18 protein-coding genes, 1 tRNA gene and 2 pseudogenes are annotated in these 25,981 nt (G+C 67.5%); 4 read left to right on the top strand and 17 right to left on the bottom strand.

Translation table 11 applies throughout. From position 1 onward, the window contains the following. Positions 1–51: 51 nt before the first annotated feature. The 4 genes from BM060_RS09645 to BM060_RS09630 all read left to right on the top strand — a co-directional run bounded on the left by BM060_RS09645 (position 52) and on the right by BM060_RS09630 (position 6,194). Positions 52–1,824, top strand: coding sequence for an acyl-CoA dehydrogenase C-terminal domain-containing protein (locus BM060_RS09645; protein WP_074979507.1), 1,773 nt, complete (start codon positions 52–54; stop codon positions 1,822–1,824). 111 nt (positions 1,825–1,935) lie between these two features. Next, complete coding sequence (locus BM060_RS09640) at positions 1,936–2,883, top strand: NmrA family NAD(P)-binding protein (RefSeq protein ID WP_074979505.1); 948 nt, start codon at positions 1,936–1,938, stop codon at positions 2,881–2,883. A 54-nt stretch (positions 2,884–2,937) separates the two neighbouring features. Then, complete coding sequence (locus BM060_RS09635) at positions 2,938–3,309, top strand: hypothetical protein (protein WP_074979503.1); 372 nt, start codon at positions 2,938–2,940, stop codon at positions 3,307–3,309. A 101-nt stretch (positions 3,310–3,410) separates the two neighbouring features. Continuing rightward, positions 3,411–6,194, top strand: a complete 2,784-nt coding sequence (locus BM060_RS09630) for a winged helix-turn-helix domain-containing protein (RefSeq protein ID WP_135499797.1) — start codon at positions 3,411–3,413, stop codon at positions 6,192–6,194. Positions 6,195–6,258: 64 nt separating this feature from the next. Here BM060_RS09630 and BM060_RS09625 read toward each other — a convergent pair whose 3' ends face one another. From BM060_RS09625 to gacA, 17 genes and pseudogenes are all read right to left on the bottom strand, one after another. Continuing rightward, positions 6,259–7,032, bottom strand: coding sequence for a glucose 1-dehydrogenase (locus tag BM060_RS09625; protein WP_074979499.1), 774 nt, complete (start codon positions 7,030–7,032; stop codon positions 6,259–6,261). Between the two features lie 16 nt (positions 7,033–7,048). Continuing rightward, positions 7,049–7,189 (bottom strand): hypothetical protein, encoded by a 141-nt coding sequence (locus BM060_RS32920; RefSeq protein ID WP_159458819.1) that lies wholly within the window; start codon positions 7,187–7,189, stop codon positions 7,049–7,051. A gap of 72 nt (positions 7,190–7,261) precedes the next feature. Beyond that, complete coding sequence (locus tag BM060_RS09620) at positions 7,262–8,374, bottom strand: saccharopine dehydrogenase family protein (protein WP_074979497.1); 1,113 nt, start codon at positions 8,372–8,374, stop codon at positions 7,262–7,264. A 15-nt stretch (positions 8,375–8,389) separates the two neighbouring features. Continuing rightward, positions 8,390–10,012, bottom strand: coding sequence for an AMP-binding protein (locus BM060_RS09615; RefSeq protein ID WP_074979495.1), 1,623 nt, complete (start codon positions 10,010–10,012; stop codon positions 8,390–8,392). A 10-nt stretch (positions 10,013–10,022) separates the two neighbouring features. Further along, the gene (locus BM060_RS09610; RefSeq protein ID WP_074979492.1) at positions 10,023–11,297 is read right to left on the bottom strand and encodes a thiolase family protein; all 1,275 of its coding nucleotides are present in this window, start codon (positions 11,295–11,297) and stop codon (positions 10,023–10,025) included. Then, positions 11,297–12,574, bottom strand: a complete 1,278-nt coding sequence (locus BM060_RS09605; RefSeq protein WP_083426752.1) for an acyl-CoA dehydrogenase family protein — start codon at positions 12,572–12,574, stop codon at positions 11,297–11,299. The genes BM060_RS09610 and BM060_RS09605 overlap by 1 nt, the downstream gene beginning before the upstream one ends. A 406-nt stretch (positions 12,575–12,980) precedes the next feature. Then, positions 12,981–13,214: pseudogene (locus BM060_RS33265) on the bottom strand (methyl-accepting chemotaxis protein); the annotation flags it as partial. 45 nt (positions 13,215–13,259) lie between these two features. Beyond that, positions 13,260–13,928: pseudogene (locus BM060_RS33260) on the bottom strand (PAS domain-containing protein); the annotation flags it as partial. Positions 13,929–14,504: 576 nt separating this feature from the next. Then, positions 14,505–15,683: an acyl-CoA dehydrogenase family protein gene (locus BM060_RS09595; protein ID WP_074979488.1), complete on the bottom strand. Its 1,179-nt coding sequence runs from the start codon at positions 15,681–15,683 to the stop codon at positions 14,505–14,507. Between the two features lie 58 nt (positions 15,684–15,741). Beyond that, a complete protein-coding gene (locus tag BM060_RS09590; RefSeq protein WP_074979486.1) occupies positions 15,742–16,995 on the bottom strand; it encodes a DUF1329 domain-containing protein in 1,254 nt (417 codons plus the stop codon). A 15-nt stretch (positions 16,996–17,010) separates the two neighbouring features. Then, positions 17,011–18,546: a DUF1302 family protein gene (locus BM060_RS09585; protein WP_074979484.1), complete on the bottom strand. Its 1,536-nt coding sequence runs from the start codon at positions 18,544–18,546 to the stop codon at positions 17,011–17,013. 55 nt (positions 18,547–18,601) lie between these two features. Beyond that, the gene (locus BM060_RS09580; protein WP_074979482.1) at positions 18,602–20,986 is read right to left on the bottom strand and encodes an efflux RND transporter permease subunit; all 2,385 of its coding nucleotides are present in this window, start codon (positions 20,984–20,986) and stop codon (positions 18,602–18,604) included. Further along, the gene (locus BM060_RS09575; protein WP_074979479.1) at positions 20,983–21,954 is read right to left on the bottom strand and encodes a WD40/YVTN/BNR-like repeat-containing protein; all 972 of its coding nucleotides are present in this window, start codon (positions 21,952–21,954) and stop codon (positions 20,983–20,985) included. The genes BM060_RS09580 and BM060_RS09575 overlap by 4 nt, the downstream gene beginning before the upstream one ends. Positions 21,955–22,428: 474 nt before the next feature. Beyond that, positions 22,429–22,504 (bottom strand) — tRNA-Gly (locus BM060_RS09570). Between the two features lie 65 nt (positions 22,505–22,569). Next, positions 22,570–23,130 carry a CDP-diacylglycerol--glycerol-3-phosphate 3-phosphatidyltransferase gene (gene pgsA, locus BM060_RS09565; protein ID WP_074979477.1) on the bottom strand — a complete coding sequence of 187 codons (561 nt, stop codon included), beginning with the start codon at positions 23,128–23,130 and terminating at the stop codon, positions 22,570–22,572. Positions 23,131–23,164: 34 nt separating this feature from the next. After that, positions 23,165–24,991 (bottom strand): excinuclease ABC subunit UvrC, encoded by a 1,827-nt coding sequence (gene uvrC / locus BM060_RS09560; protein WP_074979475.1) that lies wholly within the window; start codon positions 24,989–24,991, stop codon positions 23,165–23,167. After that, positions 24,992–25,636 (bottom strand): response regulator transcription factor GacA, encoded by a 645-nt coding sequence (gene gacA / locus BM060_RS09555; RefSeq protein WP_009619673.1) that lies wholly within the window; start codon positions 25,634–25,636, stop codon positions 24,992–24,994. Positions 25,637–25,981 lie beyond the last annotated feature (345 nt).

Below are 25,981 nucleotides of genomic sequence, written 5' to 3'. Positions count from 1 at the left end.
CTCGAACGCTTGCCGATCGTCCCTCACGAACTCCATTTCCGAGAACCGGCCATGAACCACTACCGAGCCCCCCTGCGCGATATCCAGTTCCTGCTCAACGACGTCTTCGACGCCAACGCCCAATGGGCCGCACTCCCCGGGCTGGGCAACAGCCTGGACACCGACACCGCCAGCGCCATCCTGGAGGAGGCCGGCAAGCTGGCCAGCGAAACCCTCGCGCCGCTCAACCGCAGCGGCGACGAGGAAGGCGCCCAGTGGCGCGACGGGGTGGTGAGCACGCCGGCAGGCTTCAAGGCCGCCTACGCCACCTATGCCGAGGGCGGCTGGGTCGGCCTCTCCGGCAACCCGGACTTCGGCGGCATGGGCATGCCGAAGATGCTCGCCGTGCACGTCGAGGAAATGCTCTACGCGGCCAACACCAGCTTCGCCCTGTATTCGGTGCTCAGCAGCGGCGCCTGCCTGGCCATCGACAGCCATGCCAGCACGCAGTTGAAGCGTCTGTACCTGCCACCGATGTACGAAGGCCGCTGGGCCGGCTCCATGTGCCTGACCGAAGCCCACGCCGGCACCGACCTCGGGCTGCTCCGTACCCGCGCCGAGCCCAATGCCGACGGCAGCTACGCCATCAGCGGCAGCAAGATATTCATCACCGGCGGCGAGCAGGACCTGACCGAGAACATCATCCACCTGGTGCTGGCCAAGCTGCCCGACGCGCCGGCAGGGCCAAAGGGCATCTCGCTGTTCCTGGTGCCCAAGGTGCTGGTCGGCGAAGACGGCTCGCTCGGCGCGCGCAATGCCGTCAGTTGCGGCTCCATCGAGCACAAGATGGGCATCAAGGCCTCGGCTACCTGCGTGATGAACTTCGATGGCGCCACCGGCTGGATGGTCGGCGAGCCGAACAAGGGACTGGCGGCGATGTTCACCATGATGAACTACGAGCGCCTGTCCATCGGCATCCAGGGCATCGGCTGCGCCGAGGCGTCCTACCAGGCCGCCGTGGCCTACGCCCGCGACCGCCTGCAGAGCCGCGCCCCCACTGGCCCGGTGGCCAGGGACAAGGCCGCCGACCCGATCATCCACCACCCCGACGTGCGCCGCATGTTGCTGACCATCAAGGCGCACACCGAAGGCGCGCGCGCCCTGGCCACCTACCTCGGCGCCCAGCTGGACACCGCCAAGCATGGCGCCGACGCCGGGGTGCGCACCTCGGCGCAGGCCCGGGTCGCGTTGCTGACGCCGGTCGCCAAGGCCTTCTTCACCGATACCGGGCTGGAAAGCTGCGTGCTCGGCCAGCAAGTCTTCGGTGGCCACGGCTACATCCGTGAGTGGGGCCAGGAGCAACTGGTGCGCGACGTGCGCATCGCGCAGATCTACGAGGGCACCAATGGCATCCAGGCCCTGGACCTGCTCGGGCGCAAGGTGCTCGCCGATGACGGCCAGGCGCTCGGCTCCTTCCTCGCCGAAATCCACGACTACGCCGCCGGGGTAGCCGTGGTCCACCGCGACAGGCTGTTGGACGCCGTGCGGCTCCTGGAGGAGACCAGCGACTGGCTGCGCGACCGGGCCGCCGGGGACCCGCGCCAGGTGGGCGCCGCCTCGGTGGAATACCTCCACCTGTTCGGCTATGTCACCTATGCCTACCTGTGGTCGAGGATGGCCAGCGCGGCGCAGGCCAGGCTGGCCGACGAGCCGGACTTCCATTCGGCGAAACTGGCCACCGCCCACTTCTTCTTCGAGCGCCTGCTGCCGCGCATCGAGGGCCTGAGCGTGTGCCTGAGCGGCGGCGCCGAGAGCCTCTACGAACTGGCCGCGGAGCAGTTCTAGCCAAGGCCTCCCCCCATCGGCCACCCGCCCATGGGGGGATGTGCCTGGCGCGCTTTTGCGTACCTTGGCCTGGCACCGCGGTGCATTCGCTGCCAATCCAAGGAATTTCCCATGACAAGAAAAACAGTAACGGTATTCTCGGCCACCGGCGTGGCGGGCACTGCCTGTGTCGAAGAACTGCTCGCCCAGGACCTGTTCAACGTCCGCGTCCTGCTGCGCCAGGGCGACACCCCGGAAAAGTCCTCGCTGGGCCTTTCGCAGCCCAGCGCCGAGAAGCAAAGGAAATGGTCGGACTGGCAGGCCCGCGGCGTCGAGCTGCGCGCGGCGGACACCGGCAGCGTGGAGTCGCTGATCCCCGCCCTGCTCGGCACCGACTACCTGGTGTCCTGCGTCCCGCTGTCCGCCACCGAGTCCCAGTACCCGCTGATCCATGCCGCGCGCGAGGCTGGCGTGGAGCGCTTCGTGCCGTCCGAATTCGGCTTCATCTACGAGTGGGAGTCGCGCCAGACCAAGCTCACCGTGCACAGCCGGATCGCCCGGCAGAAGGTGTTCATCCAGCGCATGATCGAGCTGGCGGGCCTGGACTACACCATCATCCCGGCCGGCCTGTGGCCCGAGTACTACATGCTGGAACCGGTGGGCATCATGGGCGACGGCACGCAGAAGTTCTCCTGGTCCAGCGGCAGGGACCTCGGGCGGATCATTCCCCACGTGCTGGCCCACCCGGCCTCGCGCAACGCAATCTGCCCGGTGGCGGCCACCGCCTACTGCAGCTGGAACGAACTGCTGGAGGGGCGCGAGCGCGTGCTGGGGCGCAAGGTCCAGCGTCGCTACATGGACAGCGCACAGTGGCAGGCCGCCTACGACGAGGCGCCCGACGGCCCGCTGAAGACCATCCTCGGCATCGGCGTCGCGGCCACCGGGCAGCCCGAGGGCATGCCGCTGTGGGCCAACTGGAACGGCCTGTACCTGCCGCAGTTCAAGGGCACGCCCCTGGATGAACTGTTCACCGGCTACATCGAACCGTTCACCGCGGCCCTGAAAGAGACGGTCGGCTGAGCCGCCGGGCACTCACCCTCAAGGCCCCTTCCCCCTCTCGTCAGGAACATCCCCATGCTCACCCATGCTCGCTGGCTCATGGGTACCGCCGCCCTGTTCAACTGGTCGGTGGTATTCGGCTTCCTCTTTCTCAACGGCCTGCTGACCCGGCTGCTCAATCTCGCCCCGTCCACGGGCACCAACCTGGCCATGCGCGACCTCGCCCTGGTGCTCATCGCCACCTTCGGCGCCGCCTATCTCTACGCGGCATTCGACCCGCTGCGGGGCCGCCCCTACATCGCGCTCGGCATCCTGGGCAAGGCGCTGGTGGCGCTGGCCATGTTCGCCCACTGGGCGCTGGGGAACATCGGCTGGCAACTGCCGGCCCTGGTGATGGGCGACGTGATCTACAGCCTGCTGTTCATCCACTTCCTGCGCCGTCACTGAACCTCGCCCAAGGGCGGGCCCTAGGCCCGTCCCAACGCTTGCGTTAAAGTGCCAGGCGCGCCCACCGCGCCTGGCACAACAAAAATAAGCAGGCCCAAGCCGTGTTGATTACCAAACTTCTGCCACCGCGCTACCACCACGCCCCGCTGTTGCGCCAACGCCTGCTGGAGCGCCTGAACAATGTCGCCTACCAGCCGCTGATCCCGCTGCGCGCCCCCGGCGGCTTCGGCAAGACCACGCTGCTGACGCAATGGCGCAAGACCCTGATCGAGCAGGGCCACAAGGTCGGCTGGATCAACCTGGACGAAACCGACAACGAGGAAAACCAGTTCCTCGGCTACTGGGTCGCCGCCCTCAAGCAGGCCGACTGCCCGGTGCCGCAGCAACTGGTGGACACCTACGAGCGCGGCCGCCCGGAAACCCTGGACAACTTCCTCACCGTGCTGGTCAACGTGCTGGCCGAGTTCGAGGCCGAGCTGTACCTGATCCTCGACGACTACCACTGCATCGACAATCCTCGCCTGCACGAACTGCTCGGGCGGATGGTGAAATACGCCCCGGCCAACTTCCACCTGGTCATCAGCTCGCGCACCGAGCTGCCGGCCTGCCTGGAGGACGTGCGGCAGAAAAGCCGCGGCAACGAGCTCAACGTGCGCAGCCTGCGCTTCTCCGAGAGCGAGACCCAGGCCTTTCTCAGCGAACGGATGAAGGAGCCGGTCAGCGCCGATTCCTGCCGCGCCCTGTTCGAAGCCACCGAGGGCTGGATCGCCGGCATCCAGATGCTGGTGCTGTCCAACGAGCGCAAGGACCCGGACTTCGCCGACTGGGCCAAGGGGCTCTACCCCCTGGCCGAGACCATCCTGGAAAACACCCTGAGCGACCTGCCACGCGAGACCCAGGACCTGCTGCTGCAGCTCTCCGTGCTGGATCGCTTCAACGTCGAATTGTGCGAGGAAGTGCTCGGCGTGCGTAACGCGCAGCACATCCTCGAAGGGCTGGCGGCCGACGGCCTGCTGCTGGTGCCGCTGGACCACGACGAGAAGTGGTACCGCTTCCATGCGCTGTTCGGCGAACACCTGCGCCAGCGCCTGGCCCGGCGCGTGGTGAGCAGCCTCGGCGACCTGTACCAGCGCGCCAGGCACTGGCTGGACAGTGACGGCCCGCAGCAGCGCTCCAACCTCTCCGCCTTCCTGCGCGAGTGCCGCAGCGAACTCAACGCCATCGACCTGCCCTCCTTCCACTACCGCGCCAGCCTGTGGTTCGAGCGGCACGGGCACCTGGTCGAGGCGGTGCACCACGCCCTCGCCTCGGAGGGCGAAGAACGCGCCTACGACCTGATCGACCGTTGCGTGATGACCGTCCTCGCCACCGGCGACTTCAACACCATCCTGGCCTGGACCGACAAGGTGCCGGCGGCGGAGCTGGCCCGCCGCTGGCACCTGCGCGTCGCCCGCTTCTGGGCCCTGGTGCTGGGCGGCCTGCACCTGCAGAACGCGCGCCAGGAACTGCGCGAGCTGCAACAGGCGGTCGGCATCGAGGGCGGCATCAGCGCTTTCGAGTACCAGGTCTGCCTGCGCACCTTCGACGCCCTCAGCGGCAACAGCCTGTCCGCCCTGGAACTGCTCAACCACTGGCCGCCCAGCGGCGACGTCTACCACAACGGGGTGGCCTGCAACGCCCTGATCTACGCCCTGGCCAGTGCCTCGCGCTACGACGACCTGCCCAATATCCTGGCCCACCACCCGGAGCCGCCGCCCAGCGCCACCCGCGGGCTCACCTATGCCTACCGGCAGTCCTTCATCGGCTGGATCCAGTTCCTCAAGGGCAACCTCGCCCGCGCCACCGCCAGCCTGAACGAAGCGCTGTTCCGCCTGGACGAACGCTTCGGCCGGCGCTCGGCGCCCTCCTGCGTGGTATCCGGCTACCTTGCCGAGACGCTGTACGAGAGCAACAACCTCGACGCCCTGAAGAGCCTGCTCAGCGGCCGCATCGAGGTGATGAACGAGCGGGTGTTCTTCGAAAGCTACCTGCGTGCGTTGCTGGCGGGGGCGCGCCTGCTCTATCTGCAAGGCAACGGCGACGACGCCTACGAACTGCTGGAGCGCCTCCACCTGTTCGGCCGCAGCACCGGTCTGCAGCGGCCGATCGCCGCGGCCCTGGCCGAGCGCATCCGCCTGCTGCTGCTCGACGGCGACCTCCAGACCGGCAAGCGCCTGCAGGCCGAGCTGGACGCCCTGGCGGGCCGATACGGCGCAGCCCTGACGCCCGCGGCGATGGGCAGCACCTTCGATATCCCGGTCCTCACCATCCTCTCGCGGGCGCGCATCGCCCTGGCCGAGGGCCAGGCCCCGGCGGCGCTGGACGAACTGGAGCGGCTGCAGGGCCTGACACCCGACGTGCGCCTGGACTACCATGTCAAGGTACAGCTGTTGCGCTGCCTGGCGCTGTACCAGCTGGAAGACCCCGCCTGGGCCGACGCGCTGCTGGCGCTGCTGGAAGTCAGCGCCCGCTGCCAGATGCTGCGCAGCCTGTGCGACGAGCTGCCGGAATCGAAGCGGATGCTGGAGGAAATGAGCGGAAGGCTGCCCTCCTCCGCCCTGGAGGAACACCTGGCGCAGGTCCTCGGCGGCTTCCGGCAGGCCAGGCCGGAGCAGCCGGCCCGCCAGCAGTCCGAGTACAACCTCAGCGGCCGCGAGCAGGACATCCTCGACCTGCTGGTGCAGGGCATGCCGAACAAGCGCATCGCCCTGGCGCTGAACATCTCGGCGGAAACGGTGAAGTGGTACCTGAAGAAGCTGTTCGCCAAGCTCAACGTCAGCGACCGCGTGCACGCCATCGACAAGGCGCGCCGCGAGAAGCTGGTCAGCGACAAGAGCCTGGGCTGAGCGCCCCGCAGGCAAAGAGGAAAAGCCCCGGGCGCAGCGCGCCCGGGGAGCATCGCCCGGCCCGCTATTGCGCGAGGTACCCCCCGTCCACGACCAGGTCCGCGCCGGTCATGTAGCTGGAGTCGTCGCTGGCCAGGAACAGCATGGCCTTGGCGATTTCCTCGGCGCGGGCCATGCGCCCCATGGGGATGCGCTGCCGCAGGTACGCCAGCATGTCCTGCGCCTGCTCGTCCGGCGCCGCCGCCAGCGCGCCTTGCACCATGGGCGTCTCGACATATCCCGGGCAGAGCGCGTTGATGCGGATGGCGTAGCCCCGGCGCGCGCAATGCGCCGCCACCGAGCGGGTGAACAGGCGCACGCCGCCCTTGCTGGCGTTGTAGGCCGGCACCAGCGGTTCGCCGATCAGGCCTTCGATGGACGCCACGTTGATGATCGAGCCCCCACGGGCCCGCATCCGCCCGATGGCCAGCTGCGTGCCAAGGAACACACTGTCCAGGTTGCAGGCGAGGGTGTGCCGCCACTGCTCCAGAGTCATCCGCTCGACGTCGCAGAAAGCCCCCACGCCGGCGTTGTTGACCAGTACGTCGAGGCCGCCGAACAGTCGCTCGCAGAAGTCGAACGTCTTGCGCCATTGCGCCTCGTCGGTGACATCCTGCTGCAGGAAGCCGACCGACAGCCCTTGCCCGCCCAGGGCGTTGGCCGCCGCGAGGCCGGCCGCCTGGTCGAGATCGGTCAGCAGCACGCGGGCGCCTTCCCGGGCGAACAGTTCGGCCGTCGCCAGCCCGATGCCCCTGGCCGCGCCGGTGACCAGGCAGACCTTGTCTTGCAAACGTCCCATCGCATTCACTCCCTGGTCATCGCGCGCCCGGCCCGCCATCGCGGGCGGGTTCGGCGCCGTTGATCCACCCGGCGACGCCGGATGCCGGGTACGGCACGGCAGCGGTCGCCAGGGCCGCCTCGTCGTGCAGGCCGAAGGTCTTCAGCAGTTCGTTCATTCCGCATCCCCTGTAAAAAAAGCGGCGCAGGCCAAAGGCCCCGCGCCGCAAAGCGTCGATTCGACTGGCGGATCAGTTGCGCACTATCACCTTGAGCAGGCCGTCACGCTCCAGCGCGGCCAGCAGATAGCGCGCCCCGAACGCCGCCGCCGGGCTGACGAAGCCGGCGGCGCTGACTTCGCCGGCGAGGATGCGCTCGATCCCGGCCACCGCCACCGAGCCGGCCTGCTCGTAGCCGCAGTTGCCCTGCAGGATCACCGTGGACTGGCTGGCCGGGCCGCTGCCGTGGCAGGAGATCACCGCGCGGCAGTGCTCCGGGTTCTCGCGCGGCGGCTCGACCGGCGTCCACTCGTGGCCCCAGCCGTTGGTGACCTGCTCCTGCTCTTCCGGCGACTTGAACCTGTGCACTTCGTTGAACTCGCGGGCCAGCTTCAGCACGCTGCTCATCACCGCGGGGTTGCCGAAGTTCACCAGCATGCTGCAGTTGCGCACGCGCGGGTCGTCGAGGTACCACACCGGCTCGCCGCCGCCGCTCCAGGGCAGGCAGTCGAGCACCTGGTGGAAGGTCGGCGCAACGGTCTGGTAGGCGGTGGCCGGCTCCCAGGCCACCAGTTCCTTTTGCGCCAGGTAGTACTGCGGCTGGCAGCACATGCGCAGGAACGACAGCGTGGAGCTGACCGAAGGGGTGGTGCCGCGGGTCACGTAGACCAGGTCCAGGGTGTCGACGCCGGGGGTTTCCAGGCAGACCTCGGCGGCCAGGTGGCCGGCGGCCCACATGAAGGCAAGCGCCGGGATCAGCAGGACGCCGCGATCGGCGTAGGCGGCGGCGTATTTCTCGCGCAGGAACAGCATCCAGTCCTGTTCGCCGGTGCTGTCCAGGTAATGGCAGCCGGCGGCCAGCGCCGCGCGCACCATCGGCTCGGCCAGTTGCATGAACGGGCCGACGGTGTTGTAGACCACGCTCTTGCCGGCGAGGAACGCGGTCAGCGGCGCTTCCTCGTTGGCCACTTCGACGACCTCGTAGCGGGCGTTCTTCAGTTCCGGCTGGGTAGCGAACTGTTCGTGGATCTTCCCCGCGCTGCGCCCGGCGGCGATGAAGGGAATGCCCCGCGCGGCCAGGTGGCGGGAAACCAGTTTGCCGGTGTAGCCACTGGCGCCATATACCACGACCTTGATGTCAGACATTTGTTGTTCTCCGGTTCATGCGGTTTGTTGTTGTGATCTGCAGGCGCTCAGCTCGCCTTCGAGGCGTTCGCGCAGTACCCGTTCGAGGGGTTTTTCCGAGGCGGTCTTGGGGATTTCATCGAGCACCTGCACGTGGCTGGGCAGCAGGTTGCGCGGCAGGTGGCGGGCGCAGTGCGCCAGCAGCTCGCGGCAGTCCAGGCGCTGGCCGGGCAGCGGCACCACGGCCGCGACCACCTCCTTCTCCCCGGGCGCGCAGGCCGGCGTGGGCAGGCCGTAGACGAACACGTCGGCGACCTGCTCGGCCTCGGCGATCACCTTCTCGATCTGCGCCGGGTCGATGAACTCGCCGTTGCGGCGGATACCGCTGCCGTCGCGGTAGTCGAAGTAGACCCAGCCCTGCTCGTCCCTGTGCCCGATGTCGCCGGAGTGGAACCAGCCCCCCTGGGTCTTGGCCGCGGACGCCTGCGGGTTGTTCAGGTAGGCCACCGGCGGATGGTCGTCGCCGCCGGCGGCGCGGAAGCAGATCTCGCCGCGCTGGCCCGCCGGCACTTCGTTGCCCTCCTCGTCGAGGATCGCGCAACGCAGGTGCGAAGGCGGCTTGCCGATGGAGCCGACGGGGCCGGCGCCTGGCGGGTTGAGGGCCAGGCCGCCTTCGGCGGTGCCGTAGAACTCGAAGATTTCGACGTTGAAACGCCGGGCGAAGTCCTGCCAGATGCTGGCCGGCATGCCGGCGCTGAACACGTAGCGCACCGGATTGTCGCCATCGTCCGGGCGCGGCGGCTCGGAGTACACGGCGGTGGTCATGCCGCCCAGCAGGTTGAACACGGTGCATTGGTAGCGACGCAGGATTTCCCACAGCCGCGACTTGGTGAACTGCCGGCTGATGACCACCCGCAGGCCCATGAACAGCGCATTGCCCAGGGTGATGCACTGGGCGTTGGCGTGGGTCAGGCTCAAGCCCGTGTAGGGCCGGTCGCCCGGCTGCAGGCCCACCTCGGCGCCGAGGCCGGCGATGGCGGCGAAGCGCGCGTAGGGCGCGACTATGGCCTTGGGGTTGCCGGTGGTGCCGGAGGTGAACAGCAGTTGCATGGGCTGCTGCAGGTCGGTGGCGCGCACGGCGATATCCGGCACGCGGTCGTCCAGGACATCGTCCAGGGCGCGGATGCGGATCCGCCGGTGGGTCGGCGGCTCGCCCGCGCCGGCGCCGGTGTCCAGCACCCAGAGCCATTCCAGCTTCGGCAGGCGCCCGGCCAGTTCGAGCACCGCCGCCAGGGCATGGTCGGCGACGATGGCGCCACGGCAGGCGGAGAAGCCCAGCAGGTATTGCAGCTTGTCGCCGCAGGCGCGGGCATCGATGGGCACGAACACCGTGTTGGCGATGGACGAGCCGACCATGGCCTCGACGAATTCCGGATGGTTGAACATGATCAGGGCGAAGGCGTCGCCCTGGGCCATGCCTTCGTCGTCCAGGCCGGAGGCGATGCGCTGGCCGTTCTCCCACAGCTGGCGATAGCTGCGGGTGCAGTCGCGCAGTTGCTGGTCGGCATCGACGTGGACGAAGGTCAGCACGTCCAGGTCCGGGGTCTGCTCGGCCTTGCGCCGGATGACGTTGGCCAGGATCAGTGAATCGTTGTGCATGGGGTGCCTCCTAGCGGGTCAGTACGGTCATGCTCATCACGGCGGCATCGGCGCCGATGAAGCCACCGCCGTTCTCCGCCAGGCCGACGCTGGCGCCCTGTACCTGGCGTGCGCCGCAGTTGCCGCGCAGTTGCTCGACCAGCTCGAACACCTGGCCCAGGCCGGTGGCGCCGATGGGGTGGCCCTTGCGGTTCAGCCCGCCGGACACGCTCACCGGGATGCGCCCGCCCAGTTCGGTGGCGCCGGACTCCAGCAGCACCACGCCCTCGCCCCGGCCACACAGGCCGAGGCTCTCGTAGTACATGAGCTCGGAGGCCGACGAGGCGTCGTGCAGCTCCACCAGGCTGAGGTCGCGGGGACCGACGCCGGCGGCCTGGTAGACCAGTTCGGATGCCCAGCGCGCCACTTCCGGGGTGTGCTCGTCGGCGTAGTCGTAGCCGCTGACGATCATCGACGCGGCGACGCGGATCGGCTGGCGCGCACCCAGGCGCTTCAGCGCACGCTCGGAGACGATCACCGCTGCCGCCGCGCCGTCGCCGATCGGCGAGCACATCGGCAGGGTCAGCGGGTCGGCGATCTTGCGCGCGGCGAGGATCTGCTCGACGCTCAGCACGTCCTGGAATTGCGCGCGCGGGTTGAGCGCGCCGTGGCGCGAGTTCTTCGCCGTGACCATTGCCAGGTGGCGGGGCTCGCCGCCGGCCATGGCCAGGTAGTCGCGCGCCCAGGTGGCGTAGATGTCCATGAACAGCGAGCGGTCCTTGCCGGCCTGGCTCAGGTCGACCTGGGCCCCGGAACGGCGCAGGCCAGCCTGCAGGAAGCCCAGCACCGCATCCTGCTCGTCCACGTCGACGCAGCCGTCGAACACCGAGAAGGTGCGCGCCTTGTCCTCGTGGTAGAGCTTCTCGTAGCCAGCGGCGATGACTACGTCGTGCAGGCCGTGGGTGACCATGGTGCAGGCCTGCTGGAAAGCGGTGGAAGCGGTGGCGCAGGCGTTCTCCACGTTGACCACCGGGATGCGCCCGACGCCCAGGCCGCGCAGCACCGCCTGCCCGGCTATGCACACCTGGCCGGTGATCACCGGGGCGGCGCCGGTGCCCATCCAGGCCGCTTCGAGCTGGCGCGCCTCGATGCCGGCGTCGTCCAGCGCCTGCCTGATCGCCTCGCGCGCCAGGCTGTTGAGGCTGCGCCCCAGGTGCTTGCCGAAGCGGGTCATGCCGACGCCGATGACGTAGGCGTTCTGCCGGGCGTTGCGGATCAGTTGCTGGTCCAGTTCGCTGGCGCTCATCACAGCCACTCCGGGTTGATCAGGTTGTAGCCGCCCTTGATCGCCAGGATCTGGTTGCAGCCGTCCTCGATCATCGAGGCGCGGGCGTCGCGGAAGATCTTCTCCACCGGATACTCGCGGGTCAGGCCATTGCCGCCGAACATCTGGATGGCGTCACTGGCCACCTCGAAGGCGTGCTCGGTGGCACTGACCTTGGCCAGCATCGCCGCCTGCAGCGCCGGCACCGGCGCCAGGGCGTTGAAGCGGGCCACGCGGCGGGTCAGTGCCTGGGCCGCCTCGACCTTGCGCAGCATGTGGAACAGCCGGCGCGCCACGTCCTGGTGACGGATGATCGGCAGGCCGCCCTGCTTGCGTTCGTGGGCGTAGGCCAGGGCATGGTCATAGGCCGAGCGCGCCACGCCGGTGAAGGTGGCGGCCATCAGCAGGTTGGCATCGGTATGGATGGCGTAGACGGCGCGCTTGTAGTCCTCCGGCCCGGCCAGCACGTGGTCGAGGCTGACCTTGACGTTGTCGAAGTACAGCTCGCCCTGGGGCAACGGACGCTGGCCGAGCTTCTCCAGCGGCTTGCCGAGGGACACACCCGGCAGGTCGGTCGGCACCACCACGCAGTAACCGCGCTGGGTATCCGGGCCGTTGGGCGTGTCGGCGGCGCAATAGAGCACGCAGAGGTTGCCTGGTGAGCAGCCGTTGGAGACCCAGGCGGATTTCTGCCCGTTGATCACCAGTTGCCCGTCGCTGACCCGCGCCACGCAGTTGGGCCGGCCATAGCTGCCCTGGGGGTGGAAGATCTGCCGGCTGGCGTCCAGCGAGTCGCTGCCATGGTCCGGTTCGGTGATGCCCCAGCAGCCGATCAACTGCTCGGAATATTCATCGAGCACGAACCGGTTGCCCAGCTTGGCCGCCATGTACAGCGGCAGCATGCGCACCCCGGCGGAAATCGCCAGGCCGGCGTCGCCCCAGCCGAGTTCCTCGAACAGCAGCGGGAACATCACCGCACGCTGCTCGTCGCTCAGGCTGGCCAGCAGTTCCTGGCTGATGCCGAGCTTGTCGTACTCGGCGAAGAATTCGTACAGGCGCGAGCCCTTGGCCGCCACCTGCTCGGCGCTCAGGCGGTCCAGCTCCTGGCCGATGGGGCGCATGACCTTGCCGGCGAACTGGCGCAGGCTCTGGCGGAACGCTTCGGATTCCTCGTCCAGCGGCGGCTCGCAGGCCCAGGGACCGAACTGTACCTTGGGCTCGGCAGGCCATTGCTGCGGGGGCAGGTTGGAAGGGTTCATGAGATTGACTCCTGTTGTGCTGAGGCCGCCGGCCAGCCGGCGGCAGTGAAATCACTTGCCGGTCGTGGCCAGGGCCAGGCATGGAGCCGGCGCCGGATGACGGAATGGACGGGGCAGTCGTGTCAGCGACGGGCCGAGGGCGCCGAACAGGCGGTCGAGCCATTGCATGGAAAAGGACGGGTGGTCGGCGCCATGGCCGGCGGACCGGGGGGCGCCGAAGGCATCCGCTGGACGAACAGCGGGTGCGGCTCGTAGGCGTGGCATGGGTGCTACCTGCTAATTGTTCTTGTATGTGGGAACGATCATGCCCACTCACCCGAACGCCTACGTCCCCCCGGCAGTGGTGGCCGATGGGGGGAGTTCCCCCCTATCGGCGGCCTTACAGGGCGCCGCTGTTCATCATCGCCTTGGCCTGCTGGGTCGCCTCGGTGGTACGGATCGCCAGGGTGCGCACCTCGTCCGCGACTACCGCGAAGCCACGCCCCAGATCACCGGCACGGGCTGCCTCGATGGCGGCATTGAGGGCCAGCAGGTTGGTCTGGGTGGCAATCCCCTGGATGGTGCCGACGATCATCCCGAGCTTCTGCAGGTTGTCCTGCAGCACTTCATGCTGCCGCGCCTGCAGGCGGCGCAGCTCGTTCTCCTCGTGCTCGCCCTGGGCATCGACCAGCGAGCCCATCACCCGCAGGGGCACGCCATGCTCGTCGCGATGCGCCATGCCGCGGGCGCGGAACCAGCTGTAGTCGCCGCTCTTGAGCCGCAGCCGGTACATGAGCTCCAACGGGCCGGAGGCCTCGCGGCGGGTCATGTACTCGGCGAAGGCCTGCAGGGCCTGCCGGCTGTCTTCCGGATGCAGGCGCGAAGCCCAGCTGTCCAGTTCCGCGGGAAAGGCTTCGGCCTCGTCGAAGCCGAGCAGCCGGATGTACTGCGGCGACCACCAGAGCCTATTGTGCGGGTTCACCGGGTCGCCCTCGACCACTTCCATCTCCCACAGCGCCTCGCGGATGGTTTCGCCCATCAGCCGGAAACGCTGCTCGCAGGTCTCCAGCGCCTCGGCCTGGCGCCGTTCATCCTGGATGTCGCGCAGCGTGCACACCAGGCGGGTGCTCTTGCCCTCTTCCCCCCGCAGGCTGGCGCAGTGGGTCCGGAACCAGCGGTAGCCACCCTCCGCCCCCCGTAGACGGCACTCCAGCGGGTGGTGCGCGATTTCCGTCTTCAGGCTGTCGAGAACGGCCCGCTGCAGGCCTGCCCTGTCCTCGGGATGCGCGCTGGCGAAGAAGTCGCCCAGCCGGGCCGACGGACCGAGCCCGAGCAGCGCCTGCAGGTTTGCCGACGACGCCAGCCCAGCCTCCATCGGCAGCGACTCCCCCGCCGCAACCAGCACTTCCCAGCAACCCTCGGCGCAGGCCGCCAGGAGTTCGCAGCGGCTCCGCTCATGGGAGAGGCTGGCTGCCAGGCGCGCATTCGCCTCATAGGCAGCTCGCCGCTCGGCCACCGCCTGCTCGACCTGCGAATCGAGTTCGGCCAGGCGCTGTTGGAGGCGTTGCACGGCGCTTTCCGCCTGCAAGGCCAACTGACGGTCGGAACCCGTGACCGTGGCGTCGTTCCCCATCAGGGCAACAAGCCGGCGCAGCAGGTTGCGAACCAGAACTGCAGAAGAAAACAGATACATGATCAGCTCCCAGGTGAAGGGTGATTACGGCCTCCCTCGATCGATGCGGCAGGCCGCCAGGAATGTCGGGTAACTAAAAAAACAGGTGGCACCGGGGCGGTGCCACCCGGGTATCGAGCGGGACACGACAGGGAGAGCAGTGCCGCGACGGCCACTGCCATGAGGGATCGGCGTCAGTGCGCAGCATGCCGTGCCGGCACGCGCTACCGGAAGGGCTTCAGCAGCGATGAACTCATGCCAGCGCCATCGCGTCGTCCGTTACAGCCACTCCGGATCGAGCAGGCTGTAGCCACCCTTGATCGCCAGGACCTGGTTGCAGCCGTCCTCGATCATCGAGGCGCGGGCGTCGCGGAAGATCTTCTCCACCGGGTACTCGCGGGTCAGGCCGTTGCCGCCGAACATCTGGATGGCGTCACTGGCCACCTCGAAGGCGTGCTCGGTGGCAGTGACCTTGGCCAGCATCGCCGCCTGCAGCGCCGGCACCGGCGCCAGGGCGTTGAAGCGGGCCACGCGGCGGGTCAGCGCCTGGGCCGCCTCGACCTTGCGCAGCATGTGGAACAGCCGGCGCGCCACGTCCTGGTGACGGATGATCGGCAGGCCGCCCTGCTTGCGTTCGTGGGCGTAGGCCAGGGCATGGTCATAGGCCGAGCGCGCCACGCCGGTGAAGGTGGCGGCCATCAGCAGGTTGGCGTCGGTGTGGATGGCGTAGACGGCGCGCTTGTAGTCGTCCGGCCCGGCCAGCACGTGGTCGAGGCTGACCTTGACGTTGTCGAAGTACAGCTCGCCCTGGGGCAGCGGACGCTGGCCGAGCTTCTCCAGAGGCTTGCCGAGGGACACACCCGGCAGGTCGGTCGGCACTACCACGCAGTAACCGCGCTGGGTATCCGGGCCGTTGGGCGTGTCGGCGGCGCAATAGAGCACGCAGAGGTCGGCGATACAGCCGTTGGAGACCCAGGCGGATTTCTGCCCGTTGATCACCAGTTGCCCGTTGCTGACCCGCGCCACGCAGTTGGGCCGGCCATAGCTGCCCTGGGGGTGGAAGACCTGCCGGCTGGCATCCAGCGAGTCGCTGCCATGATCCGGCTCGGTGATGCCCCAGCAGCCGATCAGTTGCTCGGAATATTCATCGAGCACGAACCGGTTGCCCAGCTTGGCCGCCATGTACAGCGGCAACATGCGCGCAGCCGCCGCGATAGCCAGGCCGGCATCGCCCCAGCCGAGTTCCTCGTACAGGCGCGGGCTCTTGGCCGCCACCTGCTCGGCGCCCAGGCGGTCCAGTTCCTGGCCGATGGGGCGCATGGTCTTGCTGGCGAACTGGCGCAGGCTCTGGCGGAACGCTTCGGACTCCTCGTCCAGCGGCGGCTCGCAGGCCCAGGGGCTGAGCTGTACCTTGGGTTCGGCAGGCCACTGTTGGGGGGGAAGGTTACAGAGGGTCATCGCCTTGGCTCCTATTGTTGTCATGGAGTCGCCGGCCCGGGGGCCGGCGACCCTGCCGTCACTTGCCGGCCGCTTCCAGTTTGCCCAGGGAGAAATCGGACTCCTTGGCGCCCTTGCGGTTGACCACGTAGGTCGAGACGAAGTTGGTCGCGTGCTGGCGCTTGAAGTCGATCTGCTCGCCCTGCACGGGAAGGATCGCCTTGTAGCTGTCCTCGCCGGTGATGGACTGCTGCTGCATGTGGTGGAAGCGCCAGAACTCGCCGTTCTTGTCGTAGATCTCGGACATCAGCGGGCGATTGGCCTGGACGTCGACGTAGAGAATCTTCTTGCCGTACGGGTGGGCATCCGGCGGCGTGCCCTCCAGCACCCAGACCTCGCGGGGCTGCCAGCCCAGCTTGGGGTTCGGGTTCCAGTAGGGCGCGGTGGAGACGTCCAGCCAGGGGAACTGCGCCGCGGGGCCCTGCCCTTCGCTGCCCACGGTATTGGGCGTATCGGTCACGGCGAGGATCCAGCGCTTGCCGACCAGCTTGATGCTCTTGTACCAATTCGGCGGCGAGTCCCAGACGTCGATGTCATCGCCCAGGATGTCCAGCCCCCCTACCGGGTCCATCCAGGCATTGCCGGAGATCCGCCGTACGCGCCGCACCGATTTCACATAGGCCCAGACATCGTCGATCTTGAAGCCATCGGCATAGCGCTTGGTGTAGGTACCGATCCCCTTGATGTCCTGCGGCGCCTCGGCGAACAGCAGGGTGTTCTGCAGCATGAAGTCGTCGCCGATGCTCGCCGGCCCGTTGAGCCGGCCACGGGTATAGAAGCGGTCCAGGCGGTAGCGCTGCACGCGTTCGACGCCGGTCTTCGCATCGATCAGGATGTAGTGGAAGTTCTTCAGTTCCTGGGAGTCGCCCATGGGGCGGCCGTAGATGAAGTTCCAGACGATCTTGTCCCCGGCGTCCGGGTCCTTCTCATCGATCTGCGGGAAAGGCACGCCCTTTTCCCAACCCTTCACCGTGCGGGTGGCCTTGTCGAAAGTCACCTTGCCGGCGTTGTCGGCGCTGGCCTTGAGGTAGGCCGGGTCCAGCGCCACGGGTTTGGAAGCCGCCAGGGTGAGCCCCAGGTTGTAGTTCCTGATCTGCCACTGGACCTTCTCGGTCAGCAGTTCCTTCAGCGGCTTGCCTTCGAAGGTATCGCCCAGCACCTTGTCGAGATTGCTCTTGTCGATGCGGGTGCCAGCCGCCAGTTCCGTGGCCGCGGCCGAGGTGGCCAGGCCGAAGGCCAATGCGAAGGCGGCATACTTGAAAAGTACGTTCATCGTTTTTCACCAGAACTAGAATTGACGGGTCAGACGCAGCACCAGCTGGTCGTGGGTGTCGAAGTAGCCGAACAGCCGGGTGGCGCCGTTGTCTTCCTGGGCGGAGTCGTTGCTGTTGCCCGCGGCGAAGAACAGGTCGGCTTCGGCGCGCAGCCGCCACTTGTCGCCCATGGCGAACTCCACCGCCGGTATCAGGAAGCCACCGTCCCCCGACAGGTCGACGCCGCCGGCCAGCGACGGGTTGATGGTGTCGTTGCGGTAGTTGGCCTGCAGCACGGTGGTGAAGATCGTGGTGTCACGCTTCTTCTTGGCGGTGTAGGCGGCCAGCGCAACCAGGTCGTCGTCCTCGGAAAAACCGAGCACCCGGGTGTTGAACAGCTGGGCCGAAAGGAAGGACGGCCGGCTGGTGCCCAGGAAGCGGGACAGGTCCACCGTCTTGTCCATGCGCAGCATGGTGGTGAAGGTGTCCTTGCGCATGAGGCCGCTGAAGCCCGGTGGCAGGCCCGGCGCCAGCGGCTCGCTGCCGTAGTTGAACGCGGCGTCCTGGGTATAGACCAGCTCGGTGGAAAACACGGCATCCGCTGCCGGCACGTAGGTGCTGGCGGTTGCCCCCCAGACGGTGATCTCGGGGTAGATCAGGTCCCCCAGCACGCCCTTGGGCGTGTCGTGGTAGGGGTTGAAGCGCGAGTTGACGACCGGGTCGCCCTGATAGGACTTGAGCCAGGCCAGCGAGTAGTTGACGTCGCCGATGATCCCCGCCCAGCGCAGCCCGCCGGTCACCTTCCGGTTGTCGCCTGCCGAATGCTCGTAGTCGGTGTCGAGCAGCGAGTAGAAATCGGTCCCCCGGTACGGCTGCGGCGCCCAGCGCCCGCCATAGAAGTCCACGCTGTTGCCTATGGCGTTATGCGCATCCAGCCCCGGGCGCAGCAGCACCTGCAGGGAGCCGTCGGCTTCGGGCACCTGGATCGTGGTGTTGACCATGATCAGCGGCTTGCGCAGCTCCTCGTTCTCCGGCTCGAGGAAGGAGCGCCAGCGATAGTCGAAGCCCTGCACGACGTCCATGGCGCGGAAGAAGTCGGTCTCCCCCCAGACCACCTGCTGCTTGCCGACACGGACCTTCACCCGGTCCTTCTCGTAGTCGAAATAGAATTCGCGCAGCTCGGCCCGGTCGTACTGGTCCATGAGGTCGCTGCCGCGGCCGCGGAAGCCGGTGTTGACCATGGAGCGGTTGAGGTCCTGCAGGTCCCGCTGGTAGTCGGTCATCACCTCCTTGTCGACACGGGTGATGGCCTTCCAGCTCAAGGGCCCGGTGACCGCATCGGCATCCAGCAACAGCGACGTCCGCAGCATGGACAGCTTGCCCTTGTCGTCGCCGTGGGTTTCCGGCGCGTCCTTGAGGTTGAAGGAAGTCCAGCCCCTGATGTAGCCCCCCAGGCTGAAGCCGAAATCGTCATTTCCGTAGTCCATCGCCTGCGCCCCGCAGGGCAACATGCTCAAAGGCAGCAGGGCCAGGGCCCAGGACGGTCTCGCAATCGGTCTTCTGGATTGCATTCGATACACCTCTCATTGTTGTTATTGACGGCAGGTAGCAACGAACGTCAGTCGCTCAGCCGCTGGTCTGGATACCCGGGGCGCACCGCTCCTCCTCAAGCGGCGCGGCGAAGATGAACCTGGGCTTGAACACCAGCGCGAGGGCGGGCATGACGAACAGCGATGTGAAGGCGGAAACCATGAGCCAGAGGCCGATCAGCAGCCCCATCTCGGCCTGGAAGCGCAACGAGGAAAGCGTCCACAGCAGAACCCCCGCCGCGAGCGTGAAGGCTGTCAGCAGCACGCCTCTACCGGCCGAGCCGATGGACTGCAGCACGGCCTCCAGCGGCGTCGCATCGGGGCGCTTCTCCAGGAACTCCTTGATCGAGTCGACGATGTAGAAGGCGTAATCGACGCCCAGCCCGATGCCCAGCGCGACCACCGGCAGCGTGCTGATGCTCATGCCGATGCCCTGCCAGGACATGAAGGCGAAGGTGACGACGTTGGAGACCAGCACCGGGATGATGAAGAAGATGCCGCTGACGGAAGAGCGGTAGACCACCAGGCAGCAGACCACGACCACCAGGAAGGCCAGGGCGATGGCCTCGATCTGGTCCCTGAGCAGCACCTCGTTGACCGCGGCGATCACCCCCAGGCTGCCGCCGGCCAGCTTGACGTCGGCCTGCTTCAGCGGATTCCCGGCGATGAATGCCTGGGCATAGTGGATGGCATTGCGCAGGGTTTCGCCCTTGTGGTCACGGAAGAACAGCGTGATGGCGCCATTGCGGAACTGGCGGTCCGCGTACTGCGCCATGTCCTCCGGCGCGGCACCCTGCAGGTAGAAGTTGATCAGCTCGCCGTTCTCGGTCTGCGAAGCGCCCAGCTCGCGGTAACGCGGGTTGCCCTCGTAGAGATTGCGGCGGATGTCCACCACCAGGTCGGCCAGCGAGACGCTTCCGCCTATTTCGGGCTGGCGCTCCATGTAGCGGGAGAAGCGCTGCGCCCAGTCCAGCACCTCGGGCGCCTTCAGGGCGTCCGGCCCATGTCCCTCGATGACCACGAACATCTGCTCGGAGCCCGGGTAGAGGCGATTGACCAGGGCGCTGTCGCGATTGAACGGCGCGTCCTGCCAGAGGATCGGCGAGCCGTCGCTGGCATCGCCGACCTGGATGCGCGAGGCCTCGAACAGCAGCCCGCAGAGCAGCAGCAGGCACACCGGCGCCACCCAGTAGCGGGCCCTGGTCGAAACCAGCAGCGAGGCAGCCCGCAGCACGGCGCGCAGGATGAAATCGAGGTTCAGCGGGTGCACGAAGCCTTGCGGGCGCCGGATCCAGGACAACAGGATCGGCGTCATCACCACCGCCGACACGGCGATGCTCATGACCCACACGGCGCCGATGATCGCCACCTTGTGCAGCAGGGGGATCGGCGTCAGCATCACGCAGAGGATGGCGCCGGCATCGGCGTAGAGCCCGAGCATGCTGGGGCGGAACAGCTCGGCCATGGCCTGCTCGGCGGCGCGCCGCGGGGTCACCTGGCCATCGACGGCGAGGTCGTCGAAACGGGTGATCAGCTGCACCGAATGGGAGAAGGCCCGGGCCGTGATGATGAAGGCCACCACGACCACCAGCGGGTCCCAGTTGTAGCCCAGCAAAGCGCTGATGCCCAGGGCCCAGGTACCCGAGATGGTCCCCGCGATCAGCGGCAGCAGCGTCCCCCGCCAGGTACGGCTGAAGACGAACAGCAGCACCAGCATCGCCCCGAGCGAGAGGAGCGACAGGCCGAGGGTTTCCGGGAGGTAATGGGCGACCCAGCCATAGAGGATCGGCTCCCCCACCAGGTGCAGGCTGACCTGGTCCTTGATCGGCGAGGCATCGAGGATCGCCTGGATCTGCGGGAAGATCGCCTTGTAGTTCACCAGGTGGTCATAGAAGTCCACCTGGATCAGCGTCGAGCCGAAGTCGCGATCGACGAACAGGCCGTAGACCATCGAATTGTTGAGGATCGCCTGGCGCAGGGTGCGCAGCTCGGCCTCGCTGCGCGGGACCTGCTCGCCCATCAGCGGCTGCGTCTCGATGCCCTCGCTGGAGGCCTCCACCCGCTTCAGCTTGCGCGAGGCGATGGAGACGATCTGCTGGGGATTGACGCCCTCGACCTTGCGCAGCGCCAGGGTGATGCGCTGGACCTCGGCGAGGATGTCGCCGCGCAGGATGTCCCCCTGGCGGGCCTCAACCAGGATGGTCACGCGGTTGCCCGCGGCGAAGCTGTCCTTGTAGGCCTGGTGCACCCGCACGTAGGGATGGTCATGGGGCACCATGTCGGCGAAACGCGTCTGGATGTCCAGGCGCGTCAGGCACAGGGCGAAGAACAGGGTGATCAGCGCGACTATCAGGCTCACCGGCCGGCGATGTGCGATCGACCACTCCGCCAGGCGAGATGCAAAGTTCTTCAGCTGGCTCATGGCTGCTCCCCCGACGGCACCGCGGCCAGGCGCCCGGCATCGACCATGGCGAGCTGCCGACCGACCAGCAGGTTGCCGCCGGCGACCGGCAGCACGCGGGTGAAATAGCCCTTGCCCAGGCCCGCCGGCGCGGCGTCCTGCCAGAGCGCGGCGGGATTGCGGCTCTGGAAGAACAACCCATGCTCGCCCACCACGCTCCAGAGTCCGTCCGTCACCGCCACGTCATGCAGATGCTCATGGGTGAAAGGTTCGATGGCGTTCCAGCTATCACCGCCATCGGGGCTGACGTAGACATGCCCGGTGTTGCCCACGGCCACTCCGGTGCGGCCGTTGAAGGCCACGGAGCGAAGGCTCTCGCTGCCGAGTTCGACGGTGCTCCAGGTCATCCCGCCATCGCGGCTGCGCAGCAGGCGGCCAAACTCGGCGGCGATCCAGAGGTCGCCTTCCGCGCCAGGCCGGATGGCGTTGAAGGCCACGTCCTGCTCCTGCCCAAGGCGCTCCCAGGAAGAACCCTCCGGGCTGGAGCGAAACAGCGCGCCCATCTCCCCCACCACCCAGAAACGGCCGGCGATGAACTGCACGTCGAGCAGCTTGTTCCCCACCTCCGCCACCGGCAGGCTCACCTTGCGCCAGTCGCCCCCCGGGGCTTTCACCCAGAGCTCCCCGCCATTGCCCGCGGCCACCACCACCCCATCGGGCGAAACCGCCACCGCCTGCAGGTTGGTCCGCGCGGGGAAGGCTTCGCGGCTCCAGCGGTTGGCTCCCGCCTGCCCATGCAGCACGGCCCCGGCCTGGCCGACCACCCAGAGCGAAGCGGAATCCCCCGCGGCGCCGAAGAACATGTCGCGCCGCTCGACGACCGGCTGGGACAACGCAGCGCCAGTGACATGGGGTTTGACGAACACGGCCGCATAACCGATGCCGGCGATCAGCAGCCACGGGGACAGGCGGGCCAGCCAGGGCAGCAACCCCGTCTGGGCGGAGCCTTGCGCCGAGACATGGGCTGCCGACCTGGGGACGCTCCTGGGACATGGAGCGGCATGATGGATACCTGCGCGGGCGGGCGTAGAGGCAACGGCCGATGCACAGGCATCGGGAGCGGTCTGTGGGCTTCGCATTGGAGCACCTGTCGTTGTTCTTGTGTGAACCGAGCATGGCGCTCCGACGAAACCTGAACGTCCCCCCAGCGCAGGTAGTCGGCGGGGGGGCCGACCCGCAAACCGGCGGGGCATGGCATTCAAGACGCTCTGGAGGTCCCGCCACGACAGGTCTCGAGAAGACCGGCGCAACGGCAAAAAGGGGCTTCACCCGTTAGCCCGACGGCAGGATGAAGACTCAGGAAGGAGGTGCAGGGAAGGTTTTTACGGCGGAACGAAAAAAGGGCCTTTCGGCCCTTTTTTCAGTGACTTGCAAATGCCAGTGGACATCTGCAGGTCGATATTTGGAGCGGGAAACGAGACTCGAACTCGCGACCCCGACCTTGGCAAGGTCGTGCTCTACCAACTGAGCTATTCCCGCGTCGTGTTGACGGGCGCCATTCTATCTTTTTCTGGAGCCTCGTCAACCCTTTGATTCAAAAAAAGTTATTTCTCTTTCGGGGTGGTGCTCAGGTGCGGCCAGGCGGCCAGCAGGTAGTGCAGCATGGACCACAGCGTCAGGGCCGCGGCGACGATCAGCAGCCCGTAGCCCAGCAGCACCCAGAAGGTGAACAGCGGGGCGTTGGCCAGCAGGATCACCAGCGCGGCCATCTGCGCGGCGGTCTTCCACTTGCCCAGGTTGGATACGGCGACGTGGGCGCGGGCGCCCAGTTCGGCCATCCATTCGCGCAGCGCCGAGACCACGATCTCGCGGCCGATGATGATCACCGCCGGCAGCGTCAGCCAGAGATTGGCGTGCTCTTCCACCAGCAGCACCAGCGCCACCGCCACCATCAGCTTGTCCGCCACCGGGTCGAGGAAGGCGCCGAAGGGCGTACTCTGCCCCAGCTTGCGCGCCAGATACCCATCCAGCCAGTCGGTCGCCGCGGCCAGGGCGAATACCGCGCTGGAGGCCAGGTGGCTGCCCGGGAACGGCATGTAGAACAGCAGGATGAAGATCGGGATGAGCAGGACGCGGAGCAGAGTGAGCAGATTCGGAATATTCATCGGGACCACTGGCCGGTGAGTTGAGCCCGGCATTCTACTCGCTGTGCAGGGCAGCATAAATCTGCTCGGCCAGCTTTTTGCTGATGCCCGGGGCTTTGGCGATCTCATCGATACTGGCGCGGCCCAGTTCCTGCAACCCACCGAAATGCTTGAGCAGCTCGCGGCGGCGCTTGGGCCCGACCCCCGGCACCTCTTCCAGGCTCGAGGTGCGCCGGGCCTTGCCGCGGCGGGCGCGGTGGCCGGTGATGGCGAAGCGGTGCGATTCGTCGCGGATCTGCTGGATCAGGTGCAGCGCCGGGGAATTCGCCGGCAGGGTGAATTCGTGCTCGGCATCGTTGAGGTAGAGGGTCTCCAGGCCCGGCTTGCGCGTCACGCCCTTGGCCACGCCGAGCAGAATCAGCCCGCTCACCGCCAGCTCCTGGAGCACTTCCCGGGCCATGGCCAACTGGCCCTTGCCGCCGTCCACCAGGAGGATGTCGGGCATCTTGCCCTCCCCCTCCTTCAGGCGGCTGAAGCGCCGCGTCAGGGCCTGGTGCATGGCGGCGTAGTCGTCGCCGCCGGTGATGCCCTCGATGTTGAAGCGCCGGTAGTCGGACTTCAGCGGGCCCTCGGGGCCGAACACCACGCAGGAGGCCACCGTGGCCTCGCCGCTGGAATGGCTGATGTCGAAGCACTCCAGGCGCTGCGGCGGCTCGTCCAGGTCCAGCGCCTCGGCCAGGGCCTCGAAGCGCGCGGCCACGTGCTGGCGGTTGGCCAGGCGCGCGGCCAGGGCCTGCTCGGCGTTGGTGATCGCCAGTTGCTGCCAGCGCGCGCGGGTGCCGCGCACCCGGTGGCTGATCTCCAGTTCGCGGCCACGGGCGCTGGCGATGGCCTCGATCAGCACCGGGAAGTCCTCGTGCACAGCGTTGACGATCAGCTCCGCCGGCAGCTCGCGCTCGTGGTGGCTCAGGTAGTACTGGCCGAGGAAGGCCAGCAGCACCTCGTCGACCTCCTCTTCTATGCCCACCTGGGGGAAGAAGTTCTTGCTGCCCAGCACGCGCCCGCCGCGCACGCTGATCAGGTGCACGCAGGCGCCGCCGGGGTTGACCATAGCGGCGATGACGTCGACGTCGCCGTTGCCGCCCTCCATGCTCTGCTGGTCCTGCACGCGGCGCAGGATGGCAACCTGGTCGCGCAGCTCGGCGGCGCGCTCGAACTCCAGGCGCATGGCCGCCTGCTCCATGTCGGCGCTCAGCTCCTCGGCCAGCTGGTTGCTGCGGCCTTCGAGGAACATCACCGAATGGCGCACGTCCTGGGCGTATTCCTCGGGGCCGACCAGGCCGACACAGGGCCCCTTGCAGCGCTTGATCTGGTACTGCAGGCAGGGCCGGGTGCGGTTGCGGAAGTAGCTGTCCTCGCATTGCCGCACCAGGAAGGCCTTCTGCAGCAGGGCCAGGCTCTCGCGGATGGCGCCGGCGCTCGGGTAGGGCCCGAAGTAGCGGCCCTTGGCCTTCTTGGCGCCGCGGTGCAGGGCCAGGCGCGGGTATTCGTCCTCGCTCGACAGGTAGACGTAGGGGTAGGACTTGTCGTCGCGCAGGAGGATGTTGTACGGCGGCCGCCATTCCTTGATCAGCGTCTGCTCCAGCAGCAGCGCCTCGGTCTCGTTGGCGGTGATGGTGGTCTCGACCTGGGCGATGCGCGCCACCAGGGCGGCGGTCTTGGGCGCCAGGCCGGTCTTGCGGAAGTAGCTGGCCAGGCGCTTCTTGAGGTTCTTCGCCTTGCCGACGTAGAGCAGCTTGGCGTCCGCATCGAACATGCGGTAGACGCCGGGACGGCCGCTGCAGGTGGCGAGGTAGGCTGCCGAATCGAACACCGCGCTCATCTAGTTGCTGGCATCCACCATGCCGTGGCGCACCGCCAGCAACGCCAGCTCGACGTCGCTGGTGATGGAGAGCTTCTCGTAGATGCGGTAGCGGTAGGTGTTCACCGTCTTGGGCGACAGGCAGAGCTTGTCGGAGATGCTCTGCACCTTGTGGCAGTTGGCGATCATCAGGGCGATCTGGATTTCGCGCTCGGACAGCGAGTCGAACGGCGAACCGCCCTTCTCCGGCTCGAAGGACTTCAGCGCCAGGCTCTGGGCGATCTGCGGGCTGATGTAGCGCTGCCCGGCGAAGACCTGGCGGATGGCCTGGACCATTTCCTCCAGCGCCGCGCCCTTGGTCAGGTAACCGGAGGCGCCGGCCTGCATGAGGCGGGTGGGGAACGGGTCTTCCTCGCAGACGGTCACGGCCAGCACGCGCACGTCCGGCTGGCTGCGCATCAGCTTGCGGGTGGCTTCCAGGCCGCCGATGCCGGGCATCTTCACGTCCATCAGGACGACGTCGGGCTTGAGTTCCCGGGCCAGCCGCAGGGCGTCCTCGCCGGATTCGGCCTGGCCCACCACCTGCAGGCCCTCGATGTCGGCCAGCATGCGGGTAATTCCGGTGCGCACCAGATCGTGGTCATCGACCACCAGCACCTTGATCACACAGCACCTCATGCATAACTAGAGTGGAATCCGGCGCTGTGCGCGCCATCGAATCCGCGAACCTTAACAGAAAGCGATGCCCTGACCTAGCTTGGAACACAGCTGTCAAATTGCAAGCGCCAACGAACCAGCAAGCACCCCCGAAGCGCCCGCGCCAAGCTCACCAGGCGCCGAGCGAAGCGTCAAGGATGGGCATCACGACCATTCTTTCGGCTGAGACCGGTTGTCGCGGGGCGAAGCGGAGCTGACAGTGCCAACCCAGGCATCGACGCACGCCGCCGCGGCCACGGCACATCCCCCGGCGCCGCCCTGACGAACGTCCGCCCGCGTTACAAAAGTGCCCGC

Origin of the sequence: Pseudomonas citronellolis (assembly GCF_900112375.1) — a bacterium.
GTDB classification, from domain to species: domain Bacteria; phylum Pseudomonadota; class Gammaproteobacteria; order Pseudomonadales; family Pseudomonadaceae; genus Pseudomonas; species Pseudomonas citronellolis.
This window is presented reverse-complemented; position numbering and strand designations above follow the sequence as displayed.